Origin of the sequence: Bacillus paramycoides, from assembly GCF_001884235.1 — a bacterium.
Classification (GTDB): Bacteria; Bacillota; Bacilli; order Bacillales; family Bacillaceae_G; genus Bacillus_A; species Bacillus_A paramycoides.
This window is the reverse complement of sequence record NZ_MAOI01000112.1, coordinates 1-22849: the sequence shown is the minus strand read 5'-3', so window position 1 is coordinate 22849 and position 22849 is coordinate 1. Positions and strand designations below refer to the sequence as shown.

At 34.9% G+C, this 22849-nt stretch carries 24 protein-coding genes and 3 pseudogenes; 15 read left to right on the top strand and 12 right to left on the bottom strand.

Annotated features, from left to right (window positions below; translation table 11 throughout):
• Window positions 1-13: 13 nt before the first annotated feature.
• Window positions 14-703 (top strand): respiratory nitrate reductase subunit gamma, encoded by a 690-nt coding sequence (gene narI, locus BAU28_RS23750; RefSeq protein ID WP_071720227.1) that lies wholly within the window; start codon window positions 14-16, stop codon window positions 701-703.
• Between the two features lie 135 nt (window positions 704-838).
• On the opposite strand, the gene BAU28_RS23745 is transcribed toward narI, so the two are convergent.
• The gene (locus tag BAU28_RS23745; RefSeq protein ID WP_048372512.1) at window positions 839-1531 is read right to left on the bottom strand and encodes a Crp/Fnr family transcriptional regulator; all 693 of its coding nucleotides are present in this window, start codon (window positions 1529-1531) and stop codon (window positions 839-841) included.
• Window positions 1532-1887: 356 nt separating this feature from the next.
• Here BAU28_RS23745 and moaA point away from each other — a divergent pair, with 356 nt between their 5' ends.
• The 7 genes from moaA (at window position 1888) to BAU28_RS23710 (ending at window position 7867) form a co-directional block, all read left to right on the top strand.
• The gene (gene moaA / locus BAU28_RS23740; RefSeq protein WP_071720225.1) at window positions 1888-2901 is read left to right on the top strand and encodes a GTP 3',8-cyclase MoaA; all 1014 of its coding nucleotides are present in this window, start codon (window positions 1888-1890) and stop codon (window positions 2899-2901) included.
• A 17-nt stretch (window positions 2902-2918) separates the two neighbouring features.
• Entirely contained in the window at window positions 2919-3932 is a 1014-nt protein-coding gene (locus BAU28_RS23735; RefSeq protein WP_071720223.1) for a molybdopterin-synthase adenylyltransferase MoeB, read from the top strand.
• Between the two features lie 43 nt (window positions 3933-3975).
• Window positions 3976-5265 carry a molybdopterin molybdotransferase MoeA gene (locus tag BAU28_RS23730; protein ID WP_071720221.1) on the top strand — a complete coding sequence of 430 codons (1290 nt, stop codon included), beginning with the start codon at window positions 3976-3978 and terminating at the stop codon, window positions 5263-5265.
• A 91-nt stretch (window positions 5266-5356) separates the two neighbouring features.
• Window positions 5357-5827, top strand: coding sequence for a molybdenum cofactor biosynthesis protein MoaE (locus tag BAU28_RS23725; RefSeq protein ID WP_002171623.1), 471 nt, complete (start codon window positions 5357-5359; stop codon window positions 5825-5827).
• A complete protein-coding gene (gene moaD / locus BAU28_RS23720; RefSeq protein WP_071720219.1) occupies window positions 5824-6057 on the top strand; it encodes a molybdopterin converting factor subunit 1 in 234 nt (77 codons plus the stop codon). Before BAU28_RS23725 ends, moaD begins: the two co-directional genes overlap by 4 nt.
• 80 nt (window positions 6058-6137) lie before the next feature.
• Window positions 6138-7307, top strand: a complete 1170-nt coding sequence (narK, locus tag BAU28_RS23715) for a nitrate transporter NarK (RefSeq protein WP_071720218.1) — start codon at window positions 6138-6140, stop codon at window positions 7305-7307.
• A 56-nt stretch (window positions 7308-7363) separates the two neighbouring features.
• A complete protein-coding gene (locus tag BAU28_RS23710; RefSeq protein ID WP_071720216.1) occupies window positions 7364-7867 on the top strand; it encodes a SpoIIAA family protein in 504 nt (167 codons plus the stop codon).
• Window positions 7868-8098: 231 nt separating this feature from the next.
• Here the strand turns inward: BAU28_RS23710 and BAU28_RS23705 are convergent, their stop codons facing one another.
• From BAU28_RS23705 to ric, 7 genes are all read right to left on the bottom strand, one after another.
• Window positions 8099-8572, bottom strand: a complete 474-nt coding sequence (locus BAU28_RS23705) for a precorrin-2 dehydrogenase (RefSeq protein WP_071720214.1) — start codon at window positions 8570-8572, stop codon at window positions 8099-8101.
• Window positions 8565-9275 carry a sirohydrochlorin chelatase gene (locus tag BAU28_RS23700; protein WP_071720212.1) on the bottom strand — a complete coding sequence of 237 codons (711 nt, stop codon included), beginning with the start codon at window positions 9273-9275 and terminating at the stop codon, window positions 8565-8567. Before BAU28_RS23700 ends, BAU28_RS23705 begins: the two co-directional genes overlap by 8 nt.
• The gene (locus BAU28_RS23695) at window positions 9272-10696 is read right to left on the bottom strand and encodes a uroporphyrin-III C-methyltransferase (protein ID WP_071720211.1); all 1425 of its coding nucleotides are present in this window, start codon (window positions 10694-10696) and stop codon (window positions 9272-9274) included. The genes BAU28_RS23700 and BAU28_RS23695 overlap by 4 nt, the downstream gene beginning before the upstream one ends.
• 59 nt (window positions 10697-10755) lie before the next feature.
• The gene (nirD, locus tag BAU28_RS23690; RefSeq protein WP_071720209.1) at window positions 10756-11073 is read right to left on the bottom strand and encodes a nitrite reductase small subunit NirD; all 318 of its coding nucleotides are present in this window, start codon (window positions 11071-11073) and stop codon (window positions 10756-10758) included.
• 15 nt (window positions 11074-11088) lie between these two features.
• Entirely contained in the window at window positions 11089-13494 is a 2406-nt protein-coding gene (nirB, locus tag BAU28_RS23685) for an NADPH-nitrite reductase large subunit (protein WP_071720207.1), read from the bottom strand.
• Window positions 13495-13837: 343 nt separating this feature from the next.
• Window positions 13838-14527, bottom strand: a complete 690-nt coding sequence (locus BAU28_RS23680) for a Crp/Fnr family transcriptional regulator (protein ID WP_071720205.1) — start codon at window positions 14525-14527, stop codon at window positions 13838-13840.
• Between the two features lie 150 nt (window positions 14528-14677).
• Entirely contained in the window at window positions 14678-15385 is a 708-nt protein-coding gene (gene ric, locus BAU28_RS23675) for an iron-sulfur cluster repair di-iron protein (RefSeq protein ID WP_071720203.1), read from the bottom strand.
• Window positions 15386-15489: 104 nt separating this feature from the next.
• On the opposite strand from ric, the pseudogene BAU28_RS31125 reads away from it, so the two are divergent.
• Window positions 15490-15618: pseudogene (locus BAU28_RS31125) on the top strand (glutathione peroxidase); the annotation flags it as partial.
• A 36-nt stretch (window positions 15619-15654) separates the two neighbouring features.
• Here the strand turns inward: BAU28_RS31125 and BAU28_RS23670 are convergent.
• Window positions 15655-16647, bottom strand: coding sequence for an excalibur calcium-binding domain-containing protein (locus BAU28_RS23670; protein WP_071720201.1), 993 nt, complete (start codon window positions 16645-16647; stop codon window positions 15655-15657).
• 219 nt (window positions 16648-16866) lie between these two features.
• Here BAU28_RS23670 and exsG point away from each other — a divergent pair.
• From exsG to BAU28_RS23650, 4 genes and pseudogenes are all read left to right on the top strand, one after another.
• Window positions 16867-17018: pseudogene (gene exsG / locus BAU28_RS23665) on the top strand (exosporium protein ExsG).
• Between the two features lie 249 nt (window positions 17019-17267).
• Entirely contained in the window at window positions 17268-17477 is a 210-nt protein-coding gene (locus BAU28_RS23660; RefSeq protein WP_048372863.1) for a hypothetical protein, read from the top strand.
• A 270-nt stretch (window positions 17478-17747) separates the two neighbouring features.
• Window positions 17748-19352, top strand: a complete 1605-nt coding sequence (locus BAU28_RS23655) for a lipase family alpha/beta hydrolase (protein WP_071720199.1) — start codon at window positions 17748-17750, stop codon at window positions 19350-19352.
• 264 nt (window positions 19353-19616) lie between these two features.
• Window positions 19617-19892: a stage V sporulation protein S gene (locus BAU28_RS23650; RefSeq protein ID WP_002171638.1), complete on the top strand. Its 276-nt coding sequence runs from the start codon at window positions 19617-19619 to the stop codon at window positions 19890-19892.
• Window positions 19893-20199: 307 nt separating this feature from the next.
• Here the strand turns inward: BAU28_RS23650 and BAU28_RS23645 are convergent, their stop codons facing one another.
• Window positions 20200-20556, bottom strand: coding sequence for a septum formation initiator family protein (locus BAU28_RS23645; RefSeq protein ID WP_071720197.1), 357 nt, complete (start codon window positions 20554-20556; stop codon window positions 20200-20202).
• A gap of 553 nt (window positions 20557-21109) precedes the next feature.
• Here BAU28_RS23645 and BAU28_RS30570 point away from each other — a divergent pair.
• Window positions 21110-21277: a hypothetical protein gene (locus tag BAU28_RS30570; RefSeq protein WP_083594910.1), complete on the top strand. Its 168-nt coding sequence runs from the start codon at window positions 21110-21112 to the stop codon at window positions 21275-21277.
• A gap of 109 nt (window positions 21278-21386) precedes the next feature.
• Window positions 21387-21820 (top strand): annotated as a pseudogene (locus BAU28_RS30070) (hypothetical protein); the annotation flags it as partial.
• Window positions 21821-21903: 83 nt separating this feature from the next.
• Here BAU28_RS30070 and BAU28_RS23630 read toward each other — a convergent pair.
• Both BAU28_RS23630 and BAU28_RS23625 read right to left on the bottom strand, forming a co-directional pair.
• Window positions 21904-22473, bottom strand: coding sequence for an imm11 family protein (locus BAU28_RS23630; protein ID WP_071720193.1), 570 nt, complete (start codon window positions 22471-22473; stop codon window positions 21904-21906).
• Window positions 22474-22508: 35 nt separating this feature from the next.
• Window positions 22509-22849 (bottom strand): AHH domain-containing protein (locus tag BAU28_RS23625; protein ID WP_244158184.1); only part of this gene is annotated, 341 nt, incomplete at its 5' end.

The following is a 22849-nucleotide window of genomic DNA, read 5'->3' as shown; positions in this document are numbered from 1 at the left end:
GAGAGTTGTCAAAATGATGGATCAATTTCTATGGGTGTTATTTCCCTATATCATTTTTGCAATCTTTATTGGTGGACATATTTTCAGATACAACTATGATCAATTTGGATGGACATCAAAATCTAGTGAACTATTAGAGAAGAAAATGCTCCGAATCGGAAGTCTATTATTTCACTTTGGGATAATGTTCGTAATCGGCGGTCATGTTATGGGCATTTTAATTCCAGAGTCCGTATACCGTTCAATAGGGATTTCAGAGCATATGTACCATATAGTTGCAATTAGTTTCGGGCTTCCGGCAGGTGTTGCTTCTATCATCGGTTTAATTATATTAACGTACCGACGTGTAACAGTAAAACGTATCATTGCAACGAGTACAAAGGGAGATTATATTGCGCTTATTTTATTACTTATTGTAATGCTGGCAGGACTTTCCTCAACGTTTTTAAATATCGACTCAAAAGGGTTTGATTACCGTACAACAATTGGTCCATGGTTCCGAAGTCTCTTTATTTTCCAACCGAAAGTTGAATATATGATGGAAGTACCTGTATGGTTTAAAATTCATATTATTGCAGGGATGGGGCTTTTCGCAGTATGGCCATTTACAAGACTTGTACATGTATTTAGTGCCCCAATTAAATATTTAAGCCGTAGTTATGTAATTTACAGAAGACGTATTCCTAATGAATTGAAAAAATAATTTTGTTATATATGTTTAGTAATTTATAAGGAAAGCCGAGGTCTAATTGGAGGCCTTGGCTTTCCTTATAGGTGCGAGTAACTGTATGTGTGAAGTAGCTAAATATGAAAAAAAGAGTAGCATCTAAATAAGATGCTACTCAATGCTACAAACAGAGGCAGAGCAATCTTCACAAGAGATTTCACATTTTAGGAATTGTAAATCATGAATTGTAATCTTTCCTTTATAAATAGAAATCGTACCTTGTTTTTTTAAATCATTTAACATTCGATTTACACTTTCACGTGAAGTTGCACAGAAATTTGCAAGTTCTTGATTTGTTAATGGCAAATCGATGAGAATTCCATTTTCTTTTAAAACACCATAACTATTTGTCATTCGAATGAGAGTAGAATATAGGGCACCTTTTTTGCCATGTAATACTAAATCTCGGAATTTCGTTTGCATTCTTCTTAAATGTTCACTAATCCATTTCATAAATTCAAATACAAGAGCGGGCTTTTGGAGTAATGCTTTTTCTAAGGCTTCACGCTTTATAACTCCTACTTCAACATCTTCAAGGCATTTTGAATTTAATAAATACTTCGCATTGTCCGTGAACAATGTTAATTCGCCAATAATGTCGTATTCTGAACAAATACGAAGTGTTAATTCTTGCCCGTCAGCACTTAGTTTACTAATTTGTACTTTTCCGGAGTGGATGATATAGAGTTCTGTTGCTTCCATACCTTCTTGAAAAATAAAACTTCCTTTTTTAATCTGCATTTTATATTCAACAGATGCGAGTAATTCCTTTAAATCTTGAGATAATGTCATACTGTTTGCCACAGCGATCACCTTTCTTCTTATAAGCAATACATTTCCTATTGTGAGTGTAAGTATGATGAAAATGCAAGAGCTATTTTAAAAATAAAGTAAAATTTCAATGACCGTAAGGGAAAACAGCATTAAATTTTAAAAAAGCTACTTGTAGTAAGGAATTATATAACTCTAAGCTTTTTATTTTGAAAAAGAGAATGAGGCTAGAGATGTGAACAAAATTCGAACGGATTTGTGAAGAATTTTTGAATGGGGAAAGTAATGTGAGAAAAGTCACATTGAATATGTAGCTTCTTTTTTATAATGAAGGCAAATGAAAAATTTGAAAGCTTACTAAGGATTTGAGTAGAAAAGAAGGGATATAGATGCACGAGAAGATGAAAGATTCTTTAGAGCGGCCACTTCAAGATTTACGTATTTCAGTTATTGACCGTTGTAATTTTAGGTGCACGTACTGTATGCCAGCGGAAGTGTTCGGACCTAATTACGCTTTTTTACAGGAAGAGTTTTTATTAACGTTCGATGAAATAGAACGATTAGCGAGATTATTTATAAGTATGGGAGTTGAAAAAATTAGGCTCACTGGCGGTGAACCTTTATTGCGTAAAGACTTACCGAAGTTAATTGCAAGGCTTGTAAAGCTAGAAGGCTTAATAGATATTGGACTCACAACAAATGGTATTCATTTAGCAAAACAAGCGAAGGCATTAAAACAAGCAGGATTAAAACGTGTAAATATTAGCTTAGATGCGATAGAGGATCATGTCTTCCAAAAAATTAATGGACGAAATGTAAGTACAAAACCTGTATTGAAAGGAATCGAAGCAGCAAAGGCAGCTGGATTAGAAGTAAAAGTAAATATGGTCGTAAAAAAAGGGATGAATGATAGTCAAATTCTTCTTATGGCTCGTTATTTTAAAGAACAAGAAATTCAGCTCCGTTTTATCGAGTTTATGGATGTGGGCAGTACGAACGGCTGGAACTTTGAACAAGTCATTACGAAGGAACAATTAATAGAAAAAATTAATCGTGTATATCCTATTGAGCCCGTTAAGCCTCGTTACTTTGGAGAAGTAGCAAAATTGTATCGATATGTAGGGAGCGATGCAGAAATTGGATTTATTACTTCTGTTTCTGAGTCATTTTGTTCTTCTTGTACGAGGGCACGTATTTCGGCAGACGGTAAGTTTTTTACGTGCTTATTCGCAACCCAAGGAATGGATTTACGAACGCTTCTGCGAGAAAATATTTCCGATGCATCACTATTAAAAATTCTACAACATACATGGGAGTCTAGAAAAGATCAGTATTCAGATGAACGAACGGCAGAAAGTACAAAAAAACGTCCAAAAGTTGAAATGTCTTATATTGGTGGATAACGAAAGGAGGATTCCATATGCAGGAGCGTTATTCAAGGCAAGTATTGTTTTCTGGAATTGGTGAAATGGGACAAAGAAAAATAAGAGAAAAACATGTGCTCCTAATTGGTGCGGGTGCACTTGGCGCTGCAAATGCGGAAGCGCTCGTTAGGATGGGAATTGGGAAATTGACGATTGCTGACCGTGACTACGTCGAATGGAGTAATTTACAAAGGCAGCAGTTATATACAGAAGAAGATGCGCAGCAGTGTAAACCAAAAGCAATTGCAGCGGCAGAGCATTTAAGAAAGATTAATTCTGAAGTAGAAATTGTGTCAGTTGTAACGGATGTCACAGTGCAAGAAATGGAAGAGTTAACAAAAGAAGTGGACCTTATACTGGATGCGACTGACAATTTCGATACACGCCTACTTATAAATGACATTTCACAAAAAGAAAATATACCTTGGATATACGGTGGATGCATTGGAAGTTACGGTGTAACGTATACAATTCTTCCAGGGGAAACACCGTGTTTTCGCTGCTTAATGGATCATCCTATGGGTGGTGCAACATGTGATACAGCAGGGATCATTCAGCCAGCTGTACAAATGGTCGTTGCTAACCAAGTAACAGAAGCAATGAAAATATTGGTGGATGATTTTCAGGCGCTGCGAGGGACAATGTTATCATTTGATATTTGGAACAATCAATATCTCTCATTAAAAGTAAATAGGCAGAAAAAAAGTACATGTCCATCTTGTGGAAATGTACGCACGTACCCAAGTTTAACATTTGAATCACAGATGAAAACTGAAGTGTTATGCGGGCGGAATACCGTTCAAATCCGTCCAGGAATAGAGAAAACTCTTAATTTAGAAGAAATTCAAAAGCGCTTACAAAAAAGTGTGAATGTCCAAAAAACTCCGTATTTACTATCGTTTCTAATTGATGAATATCGTTTTGTTTTATTTACAGACGGTAGGGCATTTATTCATGGGACAAATGATATGAAAATAGCAAAACGATTATACGCAAAATATATAGGATGAACAGAAAGAAAGTTTCTCCTTATCAAAATGAGGTGAAAAAAGAATGGTAGAAAACCGTATACCAATTCCAGTGGCAGAAGCAGTCGCACGTGTAATGGAGTACGCTCATCGAGGTGAAACTGAAAAGGTTTCACTTATAGAAAGCTATGGAAGAATTCTTGGAGAAGATGTTGTTGCGGATCATGATGTCCCGCATTTTGATCGCTCTCCATACGACGGGTTTGCGATTCGAGCGGAAGATACAAAAGAAGCAAGTAGCAGTAATCCGATTCAGTTCGAAGTTATTGGTGAAATTGGGGCTGGTTTTGTTTTTACAAAAGAGGTGAAAACATTTCAAGCTGTACGTATTATGACAGGAGCCGCAATTCCAGTGGGCTGTGATGCCGTTGTTATGTTAGAGCTAACGGAAGGGTTTGAAGAAAACGAAAAAACATATATGAAGTTAAAACGTCCTTTCGCCTCTGGTGATAACATTTCTTTTAAAGGAGAAGATGTAAAACAAAATGCCCTACTTGTGAAAAAAGGGACTGCTATTAATCCTGGAGTAGCAGCGCTTCTTGCTACATTTGGTTATAGTTCAGTAAATGTTGTAAGGCAGCCGGTTATTGGGATCGTAACAATAGGAAGTGAACTTTTGGAAGTATATGAGCAACTGAAGCAAGGGAAGATTCGAAATAGTAACTCCTATATGATAGCCGCTCAAGTTGAACGAGCAGGTGGAATTGTACGGTATTATGGACAATTCGTTGACGATTTAGAGACGTGTTATAACACTGTAAAAAAGGCGATGAAAGAAGTTGATATTTTAATTACAACTGGTGGTGTTTCAGTAGGAGACTATGATTATTTACCTGCTATTTATGAGAGATTACAAGCTAATGTACTTTTCAATAAAATAGCGATGCGACCAGGAAGTGTGACAACTGTAGCTGAGCTAGAAGGAAAACTATTATTTGGTCTATCTGGTAATCCTTCTGCTTGTTATGTCGGATGTGAATTATATGTTCGACCAGTCATTCAAACATATTTGCATAGGAAAGATCCGCATGTATATCGTGCAGAAGCAATTTTACAAAAAGACTTTCCGAAAGCAAACCCATTTACTCGTTTTATTAGAGGAAAAGTGGAAATTGTAGATGGTCAATTGCAAGTTATACCAGTTGGTTTAGATAAATCTAGTGCAATTTCTTCACTTGCAGATGCGAATGCATTTATCGTTTTACCGGGTGGAACAAGAGGATTTGAAGCAGGAATAACTGTTTCTGTACTGTTATTAGAATCGAACTTAGGAAGCGAGTGGCCATGGGAAGAACCACTTCGATCATACAAATAGTAGAAAAATAGATTGATGGATTTTCCACAGATTAGGATCCCATTTAATGATCTATGTAAAAAATGTTTTAGACAAAGATAAGAGGTGCAAGATGACACATACGTATTATGAAGTAATTGATACACCTATTTCGATTGAAGATGTTACAAGTAAAGTAATTCGGCGTGAGTGTGGTGCTGTTACTACTTTTATTGGTACTGTCAGAGAATTTACGAAAGGACGTCGTACGCTATATTTAGAGTATGTGGCTTATAAGAATATGGCGGAAAAACAGCTCGAGAAAATTGGTATCGAAGTAGAAGAGAAGTGGCCTGGGACATATGTGGCAATTACACATCGCATTGGTACATTGCAAATTTCTGATCTTGCCGTTGTTGTCGCCGTTTCTACACCACATCGGAAAGCAGCTTATGAGGCGAATGAATATATTATGGAACGTATTAAACAAATTGTTCCGATTTGGAAAAAGGAGTTTTGGGAAGATGGTGAGTCATGGATAGGTGATCAGTTAGAGAAAGTAGCATATGTAAATGGTGAGCCTGAAAAGGAGATGAGAAGATGATTGACGTACTATTATTTGCAAATTTGCAAGAAGAAGCAAGTAAGTCAACGTTGCAAATAGATTGTGAAAATATTACGGTTGCTGAGGTAAAAGATATTCTTATAAAGAAATACAACGTAGTAATTTCAAACGAAATTATGGTCGCTATAAATGAAGAATATGCAAATGAAGACGACATAATTCAAACTGGTGATGTTGTAGCAATCATTCCGCCAGTAAGTGGTGGTTGATTCTTTTCAGTCTAATCATGTTAGTACGTGATTAGACTGGAGGGAATTAATATAACTATGCATACATAGGAGGGAACAGGATGAAAAGTCCTAATTTTCAATTAAGCTTACAAACTTCTAATCTAGTTATCGGTTTTATGGTATGGGTCATTTTATCATCATTAATGCCTTATATTAAAGTGGATATTCCATTAACTGCAGGACAAATTTCTATGGTCACAGCAGTACCCGTTATTTTAGGTTCTATTCTTCGCATTCCAATTGGTTATTGGACAAATCGTTACGGAGCAAGAAAATTATTCTTTATTAGTTTTATTCTCTTATTATTCCCTGTCTTTTATATTAGTGTTGCCAATTCTATGATGGATTTAATTATTGGTGGCTTATTTGTAGGAATCGGTGGAGCTGTTTTCTCGGTAGGGGTAACTTCTTTACCAAAATACTTTCCGAAAGAGAGTCACGGTTTTGTAAATGGTATTTACGGTGTCGGTAACGCAGGAACAGCAATTACTTCCTTCTTAGCACCTGTTATTGCAACTTCAGTTGGCTGGAGAACAACTGTACAGTGTTATTTAGTTTTACTTGCAGCATTTGCACTTATGAACTTTTTATTAGGCGATCGTAAGGAGAAAAAGGTGAATACACCATTAATAGAACAAATAAAAGGTGTATATAAAAATGAAAAACTTTGGTTTTTATGTATCTTTTACTTTTTAACATTCGGATCATTTGTAGCATTCACAGTATATTTACCAAACTTTTTAGTATCTCACTTCGGATTAGAGAAAGTAGATGCAGGTATGCGGACAGCAGGATTCATCGTATTAGCAACAATGATGCGCCCAATTGGTGGTTGGCTTGGTGATAAGTTTAATCCATTTAAAATATTAATCTTCGTATTTATCGGCTTAACACTATCTGGTATTATTTTATCATTTATGCCTAGTATGCATATGTATACATTTGGTTGTTTACTAGTTGCATTTTGTGCAGGTATTGGAAATGGTACAATTTTTAAACTGGTTCCAATGTACTTCTCTGAACAAGCAGGGATTGTAAATGGACTAGTTTCAGCTTTAGGCGGACTAGGAGGGTTCTTCCCACCATTAATTTTAACGTTACTATTCCAACTAACAGGTCATTATGCAATTGGATTTATGGCATTATCAGAAGTAGCACTTGCTTGTTTAATCATTACAGTGTGGATGTATAGCCAAGAGAAGCTGTTAGTGATGTTAAAGAATAATTAATAAGAAAAAAAGGATGTCTAGTAGAGGCATCCTTTTTTTTACTTGAACAAAAGAGAATGAATTGTTTTATTAATAACAAGGCTCTTTTCGTAAATAATGTTGCTTTATTGCATAAGAATTTTATCCTTATTGATTTTATGAGATTTTTACGCATAATTGTAACTAAGGGAGATGATTCCAAGTTGAGTAAACAGAATATCAGCACAACAGTTTCAGGAGATTTAATTGTTACCCATCTAATTGGCAAGATAAAAACAGATGATGTTTATGAATGGTTTAATGGCTTTGAGCAGGTTTGTCAGCAATTCATTTCCGAGGGTCGGAAATACAAATTGTTGGTGAATAGAAAAGGATACACGCCAAATCATTTTTCTGTTCAAAAAGCATGGAAAGATAAGTTCTTCAATGAAACCATTTTGAATCACAGTAAGGCAATTGCGTTTCTCCTTGAAGAAGGGGAGATAATGAATTATTTACAACAATCCAATACAAAAGAATCTGTAAAATTTTTTGATGATTATGAACAAGCGCTAATTTGGTTGAATGAATATCCAATATAAAACCTTTATTGAACCAGTTGCTTTCAATAAACTGTTTTTTTATGCCGTAATGTTGCAGTTGTCATAAAATTCACTTGCTTACAAGTTTCCAACACCATTATTTTTCTTCGCAGATTCTTGTCCAATTGCTTGTGCGATTCTAAAAAACGAAACCAAAACCAAAACAAAAAGAACAAACGCCTCTAAAAAACGTTTGTCCAAAGTTAATTACTATTTTAGCTAAGAAATAGATTACAATTTGTGAGTACGAGAAAGTCTTTTTATAAGATTAGGAAGGACAGAAGTTAATTCTTGTTTCATACGCTTTGTAAACGATGGATCTTTACCTGAAGTTGAAATGCTGACAATATAGTCATCATTTCGTATGACGCCAGGTGTGTGAAATGAGGATGCTGTACCATCACTTACAACGTTAACCCATTGGTAATCATGGGCGGCCTGTTTGACCATCAAATTTACAGTATGTTGATTTGTTGCCGCATAGATAAGGTGGGCATCTATAATATCATCATCAGTAAAGTTTTTTTGCTTCCATGTAATATAAGGCAGCTGCTTCATTTCCTCACAAATCTCTGGACTGACAACGGTGACAAAAGCACCTGTATCTTTTAATCCAGCCGCTTTTCGATATGCAATTTTACCACCACCAATTATAACAACTACTTTTTGAGCTAGATTAAACATAAGAGGGTACATGCTATACATACACACATTCCTCCATTCGTTCTAATAATGCTAACTTCATATATGTATCAAACTGAAGACAATTACAAGTTGTAACGTGATCATATTTTTTTGTGTGCAATTTAATTTTTTGAAGCAACAATCCAGTAAAGAGAAGGTACGGCATAACATATACATGGGAAGTATTCGATGTTATATTTTTGAGCTCAGCGGTAAAAGAGGGAGTTCCTTTTGTTAAAAAGGAACAAGATACTAGCATACCGAGTTTTCTTTCGACAGCTGATCCAATTTGTTGTAACTCATATATGGGCTGAGGATCACTACTACCTCGTCCCACGAGCAGAACGCTACTACCTTGCATTGGCATAGTTTCACGTATGCGTTTTACTACAAGTTCAACCATACGTGGATGTGTACTAAAAGGCGGTGCAACTGAAAATGTTATATGTGGATATTCCTTTTGTATTTGCTCTATCTCAAAAGGAATATCACGTTTATAATGAGCAGCTGCAAATAATAAAACAGGTACAATCATTATTTCAGTTGCTCCCTCTATTACCGCTTCTGTAACTGCATCTTGAATGGTAGGAGTTGTGAGTTCAAGAAAAGCTATTTTTTGAATCCTTTCGTTACGTTCTTTCATAACAGAGTGAATAAAGTGAATGAATTGTTCGTTACCTTTTTGTAATCGGCTACCGTGTCCAACATATACAATTCCTTTCATTGTCTCACCATATCCTTATTCGTAATAATGTCTTGTAATGGATGATCTACGTTATGAAACCCGACTTTATTCGCATAGTGTAAAGTTGGAACGTCTGTATACGAGAAGGGAAGAGTAAGAATATGCATAAAGCCAAGACGTTTTACTTCTGCTAGAAACGTATCAATTGAAGCACGCCCTTCAAATACAATGCTATCCCATGAGAATTCAGAAAGCATACGTGAATGAATTTCATCGAAGCGATTATCAATTGTATACTCATGAGTCATCATATAAGAACCAGCACCAATTTTTTCTTGAATAAAAGCAATTCGGTTAATGTTTCGGCCTAAATAAATAGTAGAATGAGAAGAAAACTGTGCAGGTTTACTTAACAATCCATATTGCGTAAGCTTTTCTTGAACGGAAAGGTTCATATATTGAAGTTCCGCGTGTAAGGAACGAATATCTTTATGATGTTTACTGCATGATCGCATCAAGATTTCTATACTTTCAGGAGAACAAAATACAAGGCGATCAACGCTAAAAATCTCATTGATTTGTTCAGAGGTTAATGTGTATTCTTTCTTTTTGAAAGTTGGAATTTGATATATTTCTGCACCGCATTCTTGTAACATTTGTTTTATTGAACTTTCTTTATTTGTAGCAGCTGAAAATAATACTTTTTTACCGTGCAATGGTTTACGTTCTTTCCAAGCGATTTGATTACGTAAGGAAACGACATCACCAACAATCGTCATTGAAGGATTAGAAATATTTTCGTTTTTGACCACATGAACAATGGTTGAAAGTGTCCCTGTGACAACGCGTTGTTTGCCAGTTGTACCCCATTCAATGACTGCTACTGGCGTATCTTCTTTTTTTCCTGCTTGTAGTAAGTTTTCACAAATGGTAGGTAAGTTTTTTATACCCATGTAGTAGGCGATTGTGTCGCTATTGTGGGATGAATTATATTTTCCATGATCGGTTAAAGGACCTTTTGCATGTCCAGTTAGTAAAGTAACGCTATTACTGTAGTTACGGTGGGTGAGGGGGATACCTGCATAGCTACTAGCGGCGATGCTAGATGTAATACCTGGTACAATTTCATATGGAATGTTCGCTGCTGCTAAAGTTTCTGCTTCTTCACCTACACGACCAAAAATAGAGGGATCTCCGCCTTTTAAGCGTACAACGGTTTTTCCTTCTTTCGCAAATTGAAGGAGGTGGGCGTTAATCATTTCTTGTCGCATAATATGATTCTTTGGCATTTTTCCGCAATAAATAAGTTCACATGTTTCTTTTGTATAACTAAGAAAGGTAGGATTTAATAAGCGGTCATATAAGACGATATCTGCACGCTTTAAGCAATCTATCGCTTTTTTTGTAATAAGCCCTTCCTCACCTGGTCCTGCACCAACTAAATATACATATCCGTTCATATTCGCACCTCGTCTATTTTTATTTAATAAGGAAGCCAGGGGAGGCTTCCTTTTGTAAATTACATGTATATATAAATATCTCCGTCAATAACTTCTACATCATACGTTTGAATACAACCGTCATCAGGTTTTTGAACTTCACCTGTTATTAATGAAATTTTCCAATCATGTAGTGGACAAAAGACGAATTCACCGGAGACAATTCCTTCTGCTAATGGTCCATTTTTATGAGGGCAACGATTTTCTACAGCTCGAATATCACCATTTGAAAGGCGGAATAGGGCGATAGACATGTCTTTCATTTGCACCTCTTTACCGATTTGAATTGGAAGGTCTTCTGCACGCATAACTTTTATTTTTTCTTTCGTTTGTAACATATGGATCACGGCTCCTTATTTCACAGTTTCTACTTCATACATAGCTTTTAATGACTTCGTTTCTAATGCTTGTCCCCATGCTTCCTTATATGTGTTACGAGCTGTTTGGAAACGCTCATTTAGCATCGTGACCATACTTGTATCTTGTAGTATTTCTTTTATGTGATCGAAACCTAATCGTTCTGTCCAGTAGGCAGTGCGCTCCCCGTAAATACCAGTTTCACGATAATATTGTACGTAAGCTGTAGCGATGCGAAGGACATCGTCTTCGGTAGGGACAATCATTACAAAATCAGCTTCACGTACTTCCGTACCACCATTTCCTCCGATATAAAGTTGGAATCCATTTTCAACACACACAACGCCAAAATCTTTCGTAAGTACTTCAGCACAGTTACGTGGACAACCCGTTACACCCATTTTCATTTTATGAGGTGTATCTACCATTTCTAATGACTGCTCAAGGAGCATACCAAGCCCTAATGAATCTTTCGTACCGAAACGACAGAAGCGAGAACCAACACATGATTTTACATTACGAAGAGATTTTGAATACGCATATCCAGAAGTCATATTTAAGTCAGCCCATACGTTAGGTAAATCTTGTTTCTTAACACCGTATAAGCCGATTCGGCTCGCACCTGTAATTTTCACAAGAGGGACGTCATATTTTTTCGCAACTTCAGCAATTTTCATTAAATCATCTGCTGTTGTAACGCCTCCGTACATACGTGGAATAACAGAAAATGTACCATCATGCTGGATGTTACCATTCATTCTTTCATTAACGAAACGGGATGATTTATCATCTGCATATTCTTCCGGAATTGCCATACGTAAATAGTAGTTTAATGCAGGACGACATTTTGAACATCCGTCTTCATGTACAAAACCAAGTACATTTCGTACTTCTTTTGGTGATTTTAAACCTTTTTCATAAATGGCCGCTACGACTTCATCACGTGATAACGTTGTACATCCACACATACCAATAGATTGTGCAGAGGCATCAAAAGCATCTCCAAGTGTATGAGATAAAATTTGTTCAACAAGTGGACGACATTTACCACAAGACCCCGCGGCTTTCGTGCATCCTTTAACTTCTTCAAAAGTAGTTAATTCTTGTTCTAAAATGGCATGAACTATTGTGCCTTTCGTAACACCGTTACATCCGCATACAGTGTCATCCGCACTCATAGTAGCAACGTTAAGTTCACTTTCTTCACCAGCTTTGTGAAGAAGGGAAGCTGCTGTATATTCTTGTATGTCTTCTTCTTTCTTTAACATGCTAAAGAGGCGTGTACCATCAGCGGTATCACCATATAAAACAATACCAACGACTTTATTGTCACGAATTAATACTTTTTTATAGGAACGTTTACATTCATCAAAGATTGATATTGCTTTCGTTTGATCATCTTCATAAATTTGGCCAGCAGAGAATAAGTCACAACCTGCAACTTTCAATTGTGTACCAACGATACTGCCCGCATATCCAGCAGTTTGTAAATGTGTTATATGTTTTGCTAATACTGCACCTTGGTCATAAAGAGGAGCAACAAGTCCATATGCGATACCGTCATGTTCTGCACATTCTCCAACTGCATAAATGGACTCATCATTCGTTTGCATATAGTCATTGACTACAATACCGCGATTTACAATTAAATCAGCATCTTTTGCTATTTGGGTATTCGGACGTATTCCAACAGCCATCACGATTAAATCACAATTTACAATTTCACCATCTTCAAATTGAATGCCCTCGACATGATCTGTTCCAAGAATCTTCACAGTTTTCTTTTCCATAAGAAATTTCATGCCTTGCGCTTCTAAATCTTCACGCAGTAAGGAAGCAGCTTTGGAATCTAGTTGCTGCTCCATTAAGCTCGGCATTAAATGAACAACATGTACATCCATCCCTAAGTCAATGAGGCCTCTTGCGGCTTCTAAACCAAGTAATCCACCGCCAATGACAACTGCTTTTTTATAGTCTTTAGCACTGTTTATCATAAATTGTGTATCTTCAATTGTTCGAAATCCTGTCACACCAGGAAGTTTGGAACCCTCAACAGGTAATATAAAAGCACTAGAGCCTGTTGCGATAATGAGTTTGTCGTATGTAAGAGTACGATTTTTTTCTGTTACAATAATTTTTTCTTCCCGGTCAATACTTTGAACTCTTTCGTCTGTATATAAAGTTATATCATTTTCTTCGTACCAACTATATTCATTCATAATGATGTCTTGCATATTTGTTTTGCCTTGAAGAACATGAGAGAGCATAATACGATTGTAGTTTGGATGCGGTTCATCTCCAAAAATAGTAATATCATATAAATCACTATCATGTTTTAATATTTCTTCCATACAGCGTATTCCAGCCATACCATTTCCGATCATAACCAAACGTTTTTTCATATTCATTTCCCCTTTTTATGTGAAATGTTGAACAAATAATTATATTTCCATTATAGAAAATCAAAAAAGGGGGAGATGTGATATTTATCACATTTTTATAATGATTCACAAATTATTAAAATTCGGATTTATGTGCAGGGAGAAACAAAAGGAATATTTGGTTATGTGAGTAGAGTAGATAGCCATACCAAAAGATTGTAGGGGAAGTAGATAGGGTGAGGTTGAGGCTAATTTGAAGTTTCACTTTATGAGAGAAAAAGCTATTTAAGGGAATTAAAGAAGAGAGAAAGGAGGAATAATCAATTGGGAATGAAGAATCCTCCACTAAAAAAAGTTTCATTTTTTAAAGGATTTCTGCTTCTAAAGCATTAGGGTCAATAATGTAACAGCCATTTTCATCGAGATCAATTAATTTTCTACGTTTTAATTGACTTATTGTACGACTAACTGTTTCTCTTGAGGATCCAATCATATTGGCGAGCTCGCGATTTGTAAATTGTGTTTTTAATGTGTATGTATCATTTACTTGTATACCATTTGATTTACATAAGCGCAGTAATAACATAATAATTTGTTCATACGTATCATGAAGAATCTGTTCTTCTAATCTGTTTTGAAGGTCCACAATTTTTTCTCCTAGAACCTTAAATAATTTTATACATAATTCAGGGTACTGAATCAAAATCTTCTCAAAATCAGCGATTGGTGTAACGATTAATTGAGCAGTTTCAATTATTTCAGCATGAGCCGGAAAGACACCTCGCCTAAAGAAACCAGCGTGTGGAAACATTTCTCCAGCTTGAAGTACAGCCACAATTTGCTCTTTTCCAGTTGCATCAGTTTTTTGAATTTTTACTTTCCCTGAGTGGATAAAGAAAACACGGTCAAGTGGCGCACCTTGCATAAATACAAATGACTTAGATTTATATGTTCGTAAACTTGAAATATCTACAATAGGCTGTAGTTCTTCTTCTGAAAGTTCTTTAAAGAGGAAGACCTCTCGTAAATGTTTTTTAATCATTTCTTCATTCATAAATACAACTCCTTAATGCTAACTGGTATATTTCTTCGATAAATTAAATTATATCAAGCTCTTCAGTGAAATAGTGGGGGGAAGTGTGAATGTTTTTTACACAATGAAAAAGCAGGACATGAGTATTTATACTCATGTCCTGCGCTTTATTTATGCTATCGTAATTGCACGCGGAAATAAAATGTTATTTTCTAAATGAATATGCTCAAATAAATCAGATTCAAGAGCTTCAAGGCGCTGGTAAACAAGTCGATAAGTGCCGCAAGCTCCTTCTGGAGGTGTAAAGTCATTTGTCACTTTACGAAGTTCTTTAATAATCTTGCCAGCATGATTATGTTCATTTTCCAACGCATCTACTACTTTACGTAATTTTGCATAGTTTTCATCAGTTGGATTTTGTTCGAATTCTAAAATTAATGGGAAATCTTCTGTTTCTTCTTTAATTAAATGCTGTTCTAATTCAATCTTTAGTTCATGAAATAGCTTATGAATTTGAGCTAAATGAGGCTGACCTGCCCCATGAACGCGTAATACTTTAGTCACATATGGACTTAACTGTGGCAACTCTTCATTTAAATAGCGATGATGCTTATTTATAACGTAATCAATCAATTCGCGATAAGAAGCAGTTTTCCAATCAATTTCAGATTCGTTTAATAGTTTCGTATTATGATAAAGAGTGTTTAACTCTGTGATAATCTCTGTTGCTGATAAATTCCGCTCATTAATAGCATCTATAAGTGGTCTATTACCACCGCAGCAAAAATCTATTCTATATGATTTAAAAAGATCACTAGCCTTTGGAAATTGTGTAACAATATCACCAATAATAGAAGTCTCAGTAAATGTATGCTCCATATGAATGCCTCCATAAAGTTTAAATTTAATATCTAAATGTAGAATAGCAGTAATTTAAAATCAATTTAGTGATATACATCACTTATTATGTGTTAATTACATCATTATTCGTTATGAAAGTAGTGAGCTGGAACTTTAAGAGGATTCTAATTCAAAAGGAGGGGGAAGTAATGGGACGTTTTGTACCAGAGACGAAGCCCGTGGATTTAGAAGTGGAAATTGAGGAAGTATAATAAAAAAGAAGCTCCTAATGAGCTTCTTTTTTATTATTATCTCTCACATGCGACTCCATCGCCATCACGATCAAGTTTAGAGCTATATCCTGGTTGACCTTTATATAAAGGAGCTTTTCCAGCATTTTTAACTTCAGTACAATTTTTGTAATATGTATTACTATTGCTTCCAGCAACTGGTTGTGTTTGACTTTGCTGTGCTTTTTGTTGTTCCTGTTGTACACGAGCTTGCTCAGCAGCTTGACGTTGTTGCTCTTCTTGTTGTTTACGGGCTTGCTCAGCAGCTTGACGTTGCTGTTCTTCTTGTTGTTTACGAGCTTGTTCTTCAGCTTGACGTTGCTGCTCTTCTTGTTGTTTACGAGCTTGCTCAGCAGCTTGACGTTGCTGCTCTTCTTGTTGTTTACGAGCCTGTTCTTCAGCTTGACGTTGTTGTTCTTCTTGCTGTTTATGAGCTTGTTCTTCAGCTTGACGTTGTTCTTCTTGCTTACGAGCTTGTTCCTCAGCTTGGCGTTTCTCATCTTCTTGCTTACGAGCTTGTTCCTCAGCTTGGCGTTTCTCATCTTCTTGTTTACGAGTTTTTTCGTCCGCCTCTTTCTTTTCTAATTCCTTTTTCCTTTCGGCATCTTTTTTCTCTTCATTATTAGAAGCGACTTGTTTATTACTTGTTGTCATTTTTTCAGATGAAGGACCTGAAATACCTAATAGCGCAACGAAAATGACAAATAACACAGCGGTAATAATAAATTGTTTTTTTGCTACACCTGTTTTCTTAATAACAGATAATATCGCAAGAACAAGGAAGAATATAAATAGAACGAAACTTAAAATAGCAAAAAATTCGACGACTGGGTGATCAGATTTTGTTGTGCCGGTCACCATTAAGACAATTGAAATCATAAAAAGAATAACGGTAAAACGACCATATTTTATCGCCTTACCATTTTTCTTAAAGAATGAAATAATACATAAGATTAAAAGAATAAAAGCAATAAAAAATAAAGCTGTACCAATATTACTCAAAACTGCCATTTCAATACCTCCATTTGTAAGATTTGCCCTTTTGATTATATAAGAATTCATTGGGATTAACAGGGTTTCTAATAAAATAAAAAAATTTATATTATTTTTAATAGATAAACAAACAAAAAATAAATATTTTACATATAGGGAAAAGTGAATTTAATTCCTATTACCTTTCGAAAAGATTTTCATAGATTATAGTATCTCGTTTGAAAGAAGGGGATTTGAATGGAATTCCAATTGTTAGTGAATTGCGTGTTACAAGAAGGTAATGCTTACTTTTTAGTAACGAAAGTAGATGATGTTATTACGTTAAAAGTACCAATTACAGAGGAGTAGCAGGTTTATTTTTAGCTTTAGGTGTACCAAAATGCTCTTAATTTCAATTGTAATAGTAAAAGGATGAGGGACAAGCCTTACCATTTTACTGTTACATAATTTTGTTATGTAAACTAATAAGGGGTATGCCGTCTTTTTTATACTAATTTTGCAATAGCACGTTTAAAACAGACATGTATATACTATAATGTTTCATTAGCCTTTTATGATGAAGTATAGATTTAAAAAGTGTATTAAAAATAGAGGGGATACTCTTTATATTTATGAAAATAAATGAGGCGCTAGTATACATGAAAAGACGAACGTATGACATTCCAGTCGCATTACGAAGAGAATGGTTTTTAATAGAGTTAGCACACTTAACAAAAAAATATGGAATTGAAATTGCAACTAGTAATATAGAAGATGCACCATTTTTAAGAGATCAAGTTACAGAATTGAAAATCGGAGCTGGTTTACAATACGATAAATATGATGATGAGTACATCATCGAGTTTTAAACAAAGAAGCTGCGTATAAAAGGTTATTAAAGAGACCTTTTATACGCAGCTTTTTTGTAAAGAGAAAGCTTTGTTGAGAAATATTTAATACCCTTATTGCAAAAAGGAATGAAGGATTATTTAGAGAATAACGTTGGATAAGAAAGGAATGTCGTTATTAATTTCTTATTCAAATGTATCACAAAAATAATTGATTAAATAGGTTTTATAACAATAGGTATTCATTAAAATGATAACGCTTTCTTTCGGGACGAAAAAAGGGGGATTTTAATGGGGATTATGAAAAGATGTATCGTATTACTTATTGTACTTTTTATTATAAGTCCAATTGTTATTAGTACAAATATACAGGCGGAGGTTGTAAAAGAGCTTAAGACCGGATTTCCAGATAAAGAAGTATTTACTCCTGGAGAATGGTTTTTAGGTCAGAAGCCAGCTAATTATGATGAGAATAAACCACCAATTCTCTTTGTGCAAGGAAGAAATGGTAATGCGGATAGTTGGTATGGAAAAACAGTGTATCACGATATAAATGATATGTACGATTATGCAGTGAGAGCAGGCTATCAAACTGTATTTATTCAATTGTATGATGCTGCAGGGAAAGGGTCAGCGAGTCAGTGGGACAATGGAAAATTGTTAGCGCAAAAACTTGAAGAGATTTATAATCATTTTGGTAAAAAAGTAAATATTGTAGCTCATAGTAAAGGTGGTATCGATACACAAGCTGCTTTAGTTGGATACGGAGCGAATCGATTTGTTGGAAATGTTATTACACTTGCCACTCCGCATTATGGATCAAATTTAGCGGATTTATCATATAGTTGGTGGGCAGGATGGCTTGCTTCTATATTAGGTCAAAAAGATGATGGTACGTATTCATTACAACTAGGTGAAATGGCAAAATTTCGATCTACAATAGATAATAATCCTGCAGTTAAGTTGAACCGCTACTTTACGGCTACTGGGACAAGTTGGGGACCTGTATTTTCAGCATTATCTATGGGCGGACTGTATTTAGCATCATACGGTTCTAATGATGGATTAGTGAACGAATGGAGTGCTAAGTTGCCGTATGGAACACATTTATTTACAGATTCAAGATTTGATCATGACAATATACGGAAAGGTTCGGCTGTTTTCGCAAGAATTGAACCATATTTACGTACAGCAAATGTAGCAGTACCAGCTTTATTAGCTCCGAGTTATAGTTCAGATGAAAAGGTAGAACAATTAAACACAACTTCTAATCAAAATATTTTAGGAGGAGAATTACAACAAAATCAGTGGATAGGACAAACTGTTGTGGTAGACAAAAAGGCAGAAGGAACAGTCTCAGTTTTAACTGCCTCTTCAGATGTAGAAACACAACTTATATCTCCAAAAGGAAAAGTTTATACAAATAAAGATAGTGCTTTAGCAATTGGTGAAGGTGAATCTTTCTTTAAAGGAGCGACTATAAGAACATTTAAATTTGATAAAATGGACGTAGGAGAATGGCAAGTTAAAATGATGGCGAAGCAGCCGAAAGATGCATATTTAATTGTAACTGATTACAAAAAAGAAGCTCCGTTCGTCCTTCAAATGCCGGCAAAAGTCAAAGTAGATAAAACAGATTATAAACTAAAAAAATCACCTACAGCTCCTGAAATGAAAGGTGACCTTTTAGTAACAGTAAGAGTAATTAATAAAGAAGGGGAGCTAGTATCTGAATCAAATGAATCGCAAAATATAAATACTAATACGTTTACAGGCGCTTTGAAAAACGTAAAGCAGCCAGGCGTATATAACATTACGATTGATATAAAAGGGATGAATAAGGAAGGACAGCCTTATAATCGTACGATTGTTAAGTCTGTTTATGTGGAGAAGTAAGAGAAATAAACATATAGAATTAAATAAAGTGAAACTTTAATCAATAAGATATATTAGTGTGAACCAGGAGATAATGAATAAAGCGGGGACTAAGTTTGAAATTTAGTCCTCGCTTTTTATTTATGTAGTTGGGCAGGAAGAAGACAAAAAGTATCGAATGAATGTAATTATACAGTACTGTTTGCTTTTGGTAGGAATAAAGATATGTTAACTATTTTTCAAACTGTAACGAAAAGCTAATAAATAATAGAGGGAGCAACTTACATGGAAAATATATTAAAGGTATCCTCAAAATCAAGTCCAAATTCAGTTGCAGGTGCAATTGCGGGTGTACTAAGAGCAAGTGGCAATGTAGAAATCCAAGTGATTGGAGCTGGTTCTTTAAATCAAGCGATTAAAGCAATTGCGATTGCAAGAGGTTTTGTAGCTCCAAGTGGCATTGACTTGGTTCTTGTTCCAGCATTTCAAGAGGTTTCTATCAATAATCAAGAAAGAACAGCAATCAAATTAATTGTAGGTCCTAGAAAAAAGAGGTCCTAATAGAGGGCGCTAGTATAAGCGGATTTGAAAAGTTTGATAGAATGAAGTGATCCAAAAAAGTTAGACACGTTATTTCATTTGGAAGTTCCTTGGGCATGGACCCGGTTTTGTACCGGGCTTATGTCTTTTAAATGTGTTTCAGCTAGCCCCGAACATAGCACCAATAATGGAAAAGAAGGGGTGGAAAATACTTACAAGTATAAAAACAACAATAGCAAAGTTCCTTCCTATACCTTTTGGAGCAAAAATAATTAAAATCAGTGATACAAATATTAAATAAATTAAATTACTATCAGATATTTATACGTTAATTATTTATTGGGAATATAGTCTCGCCAGGTTTGGAAAATTTATATAATTTTCTTGCGAATTTTAACATTCCTTCTTCGCTTGCTGTTAAAGTCTTAATATCTTTCTCAAGGGATTTTCCAACCTTTTCTAGAGCATATAATCTTTGTTTTTCTTGACCTATTAGGGCTTGTTTTGCTTTTATTAATTTTTGTTGTTGGTAAATGGAATGTTGAGCAGACAAAGTTACAGACAATATAAAAGCTAAAGTTAACAACAAACGCCGTCTTAGTTTTTTCTTCGTTTGTTGTCGATTGTTAGGATTAAATTGGTTTTGGGAGACTAATTGTTGTGATAATTCTGGGGTACTGCTCATTTTAATGCCTCCATTACTAATTATAGAATTTTAAATTTTTTAAGAAATCATATAAACAAAATGGGAATTTTGAACTCATTTTTGTAAATGTGGGTTTTGTAAACTTTAAATAAAATCTCTATTTTTTATTAAAAACTGCCCTTATCGGAGGAGCAACAAGGGCAGAATATACATGGAGTTGCAAGGGGTAATCTGTAAAATCATATAAATTGTAACATGTACATATACCTATAGTAGTTACGAAAAAGTAACAAAATCGTTATTTTTGTCTGAGTTTGTATCTTTTGCACAAAAATTTCATTTTGTAGAAAACCTCCAGAAAAAAAGAGCACTTAATAAAGTGCTCTCGTGACGAGATCCATTTTGTAAAGACTACTTCATTTACCGTATTTATAATCATAAAATTTTGACGAAAGGGCAGCTGGTGCACAGTTGCCCTTTCATTATGCAAAAATTGTATAAGTCGTGTGTGAGTTGAAAAAATAGTATATTATCTTTCTCAATGTACAAATTAAGTAAAGTGTTTAATATCATACATAAAAGGCGGGGTAATATGAGTGAAAATAAGAAAAATGAAGAATTGAATAAGGTGAAGAAGTATTATTTTAATGAGGATAATCAACCAGTAGCTGGTATAGAGTTAACTTTGCCGCCTGATATAGGAAGCTTGTTAGACCCGAAATCAGTTAAAGATGAAAGAAGAGATATTGATAATGAATAAGTTTAATTTAGGCATCCATTCGGGTGCTTTTTATTTTGGAGGATGATGAATGATGACAAACAAACATGATGTAAAAGAAATCTATTTTGCTGTACGTAATGAGGACGGAACATTTGATTACAAGAAATTCAAACGCAGCTATGATAAATATGTAAAATTACTTGCTAAAATCCTACGTGATCGTGGATTATCTGTAGAAAAAGGATTGTGGACTCACTATGATGTGACGAAAAGGATGGTTGGTTAAATCTTGGCGGTGAGCAATGGATTAAAAACGATCCATCTTATGTGAAGTTTAGTAAGAAAAGCACAGTGGATTCTTCTATTGTTGGAAAGCGTGTTGTTTCTAAAGTTAGTAATCTACGATTCTATGATTCTCCATCTTGGCAAGAGAAAGATGTTGCTGGATCTGTGGATGCAGGGTTAGGATTTACGGTTGATGCGAAAGTAACTGTCAATGGATCGTCACAATATAAAGTACACAATAGCAAAGGCAAAACATACTATGTAACAACTAATGAAGCCTATGTATATGTGAGGTAGTAGGTAGCAAAAAAAGCAGAACCTGATGGGAGTTAAGGTTCTGCTTTTTTAAAATGTCTGTCAGCTTTTGAAAGTCATTTTAACTACATATTTGATTCCGAATCCCATACCTCTACAAATTCAAAGCCTTTTAAGTCACTTTCTAAAACTGTATTTTTAAATTCATCAGATACAAAAACAGCAGTAGGATGAATCCTTTTATTTACATATACTTTAAAAATCATTTCATTTTGAATAACGTTAGGAGTAAATGCAAATTTTTCACATCCTATTATTAAACCTGTAATTAGTTTTTTAAAAATTGCTTTATCACTATCAATTGCATCTAATACATTTAAAACATGAACCACATAATATACTTCACCTGTTGTATTATGAATAAGCGGAAGAAACTCAACATTAGCACCTATTAAAGGTTCTAATAATTTTTTCGCTTGTTCGCTAACCATTGGTGCACCAGTTTCTCCCCAAAAATGAGGAAAATCACTATGATGTCCTTCTTCTAGACATTCAATAAATATTTCTCCCCATGAATCTAGTAAAATTGTAGTGGAGTTGAATTTTCCTTCAAAATATTTCTTATCCTTTTTATAATTTAATAGTTGGAAAGACTCATAGTTGTCAGATGAACTCTTCAATTCCCAAATTTTCATTTTCCTTCTCCTTTAATATTTAATCTATTCATAAATTATTTCGGGTTATTTAATTTTAAGCTGCCATCTAATAAACGTGTTCTTATGTCATGTAAAGCTGCAACAGCGTCTGCTTGAGTACCACCATATTCTTTAACTTCTTTTAGTACCTTAGTTACCTCTTTCATATAATCGGTACTATGGTTACCTATATGTAACACTTCAGTAGTCACATATTCATTTACTTTATACGGTAAAAATACTCCATTGGCAGCGGAATCATGGTGTATTCCAAATTCTTTTAATAATTCTTGTGCTTCAACAGCCCTTTTATCATTCCAAGGTGTTAGATGATGTGCTGCATTAGAATATGGGGGTGGCCTCAATCCCTGCAGCC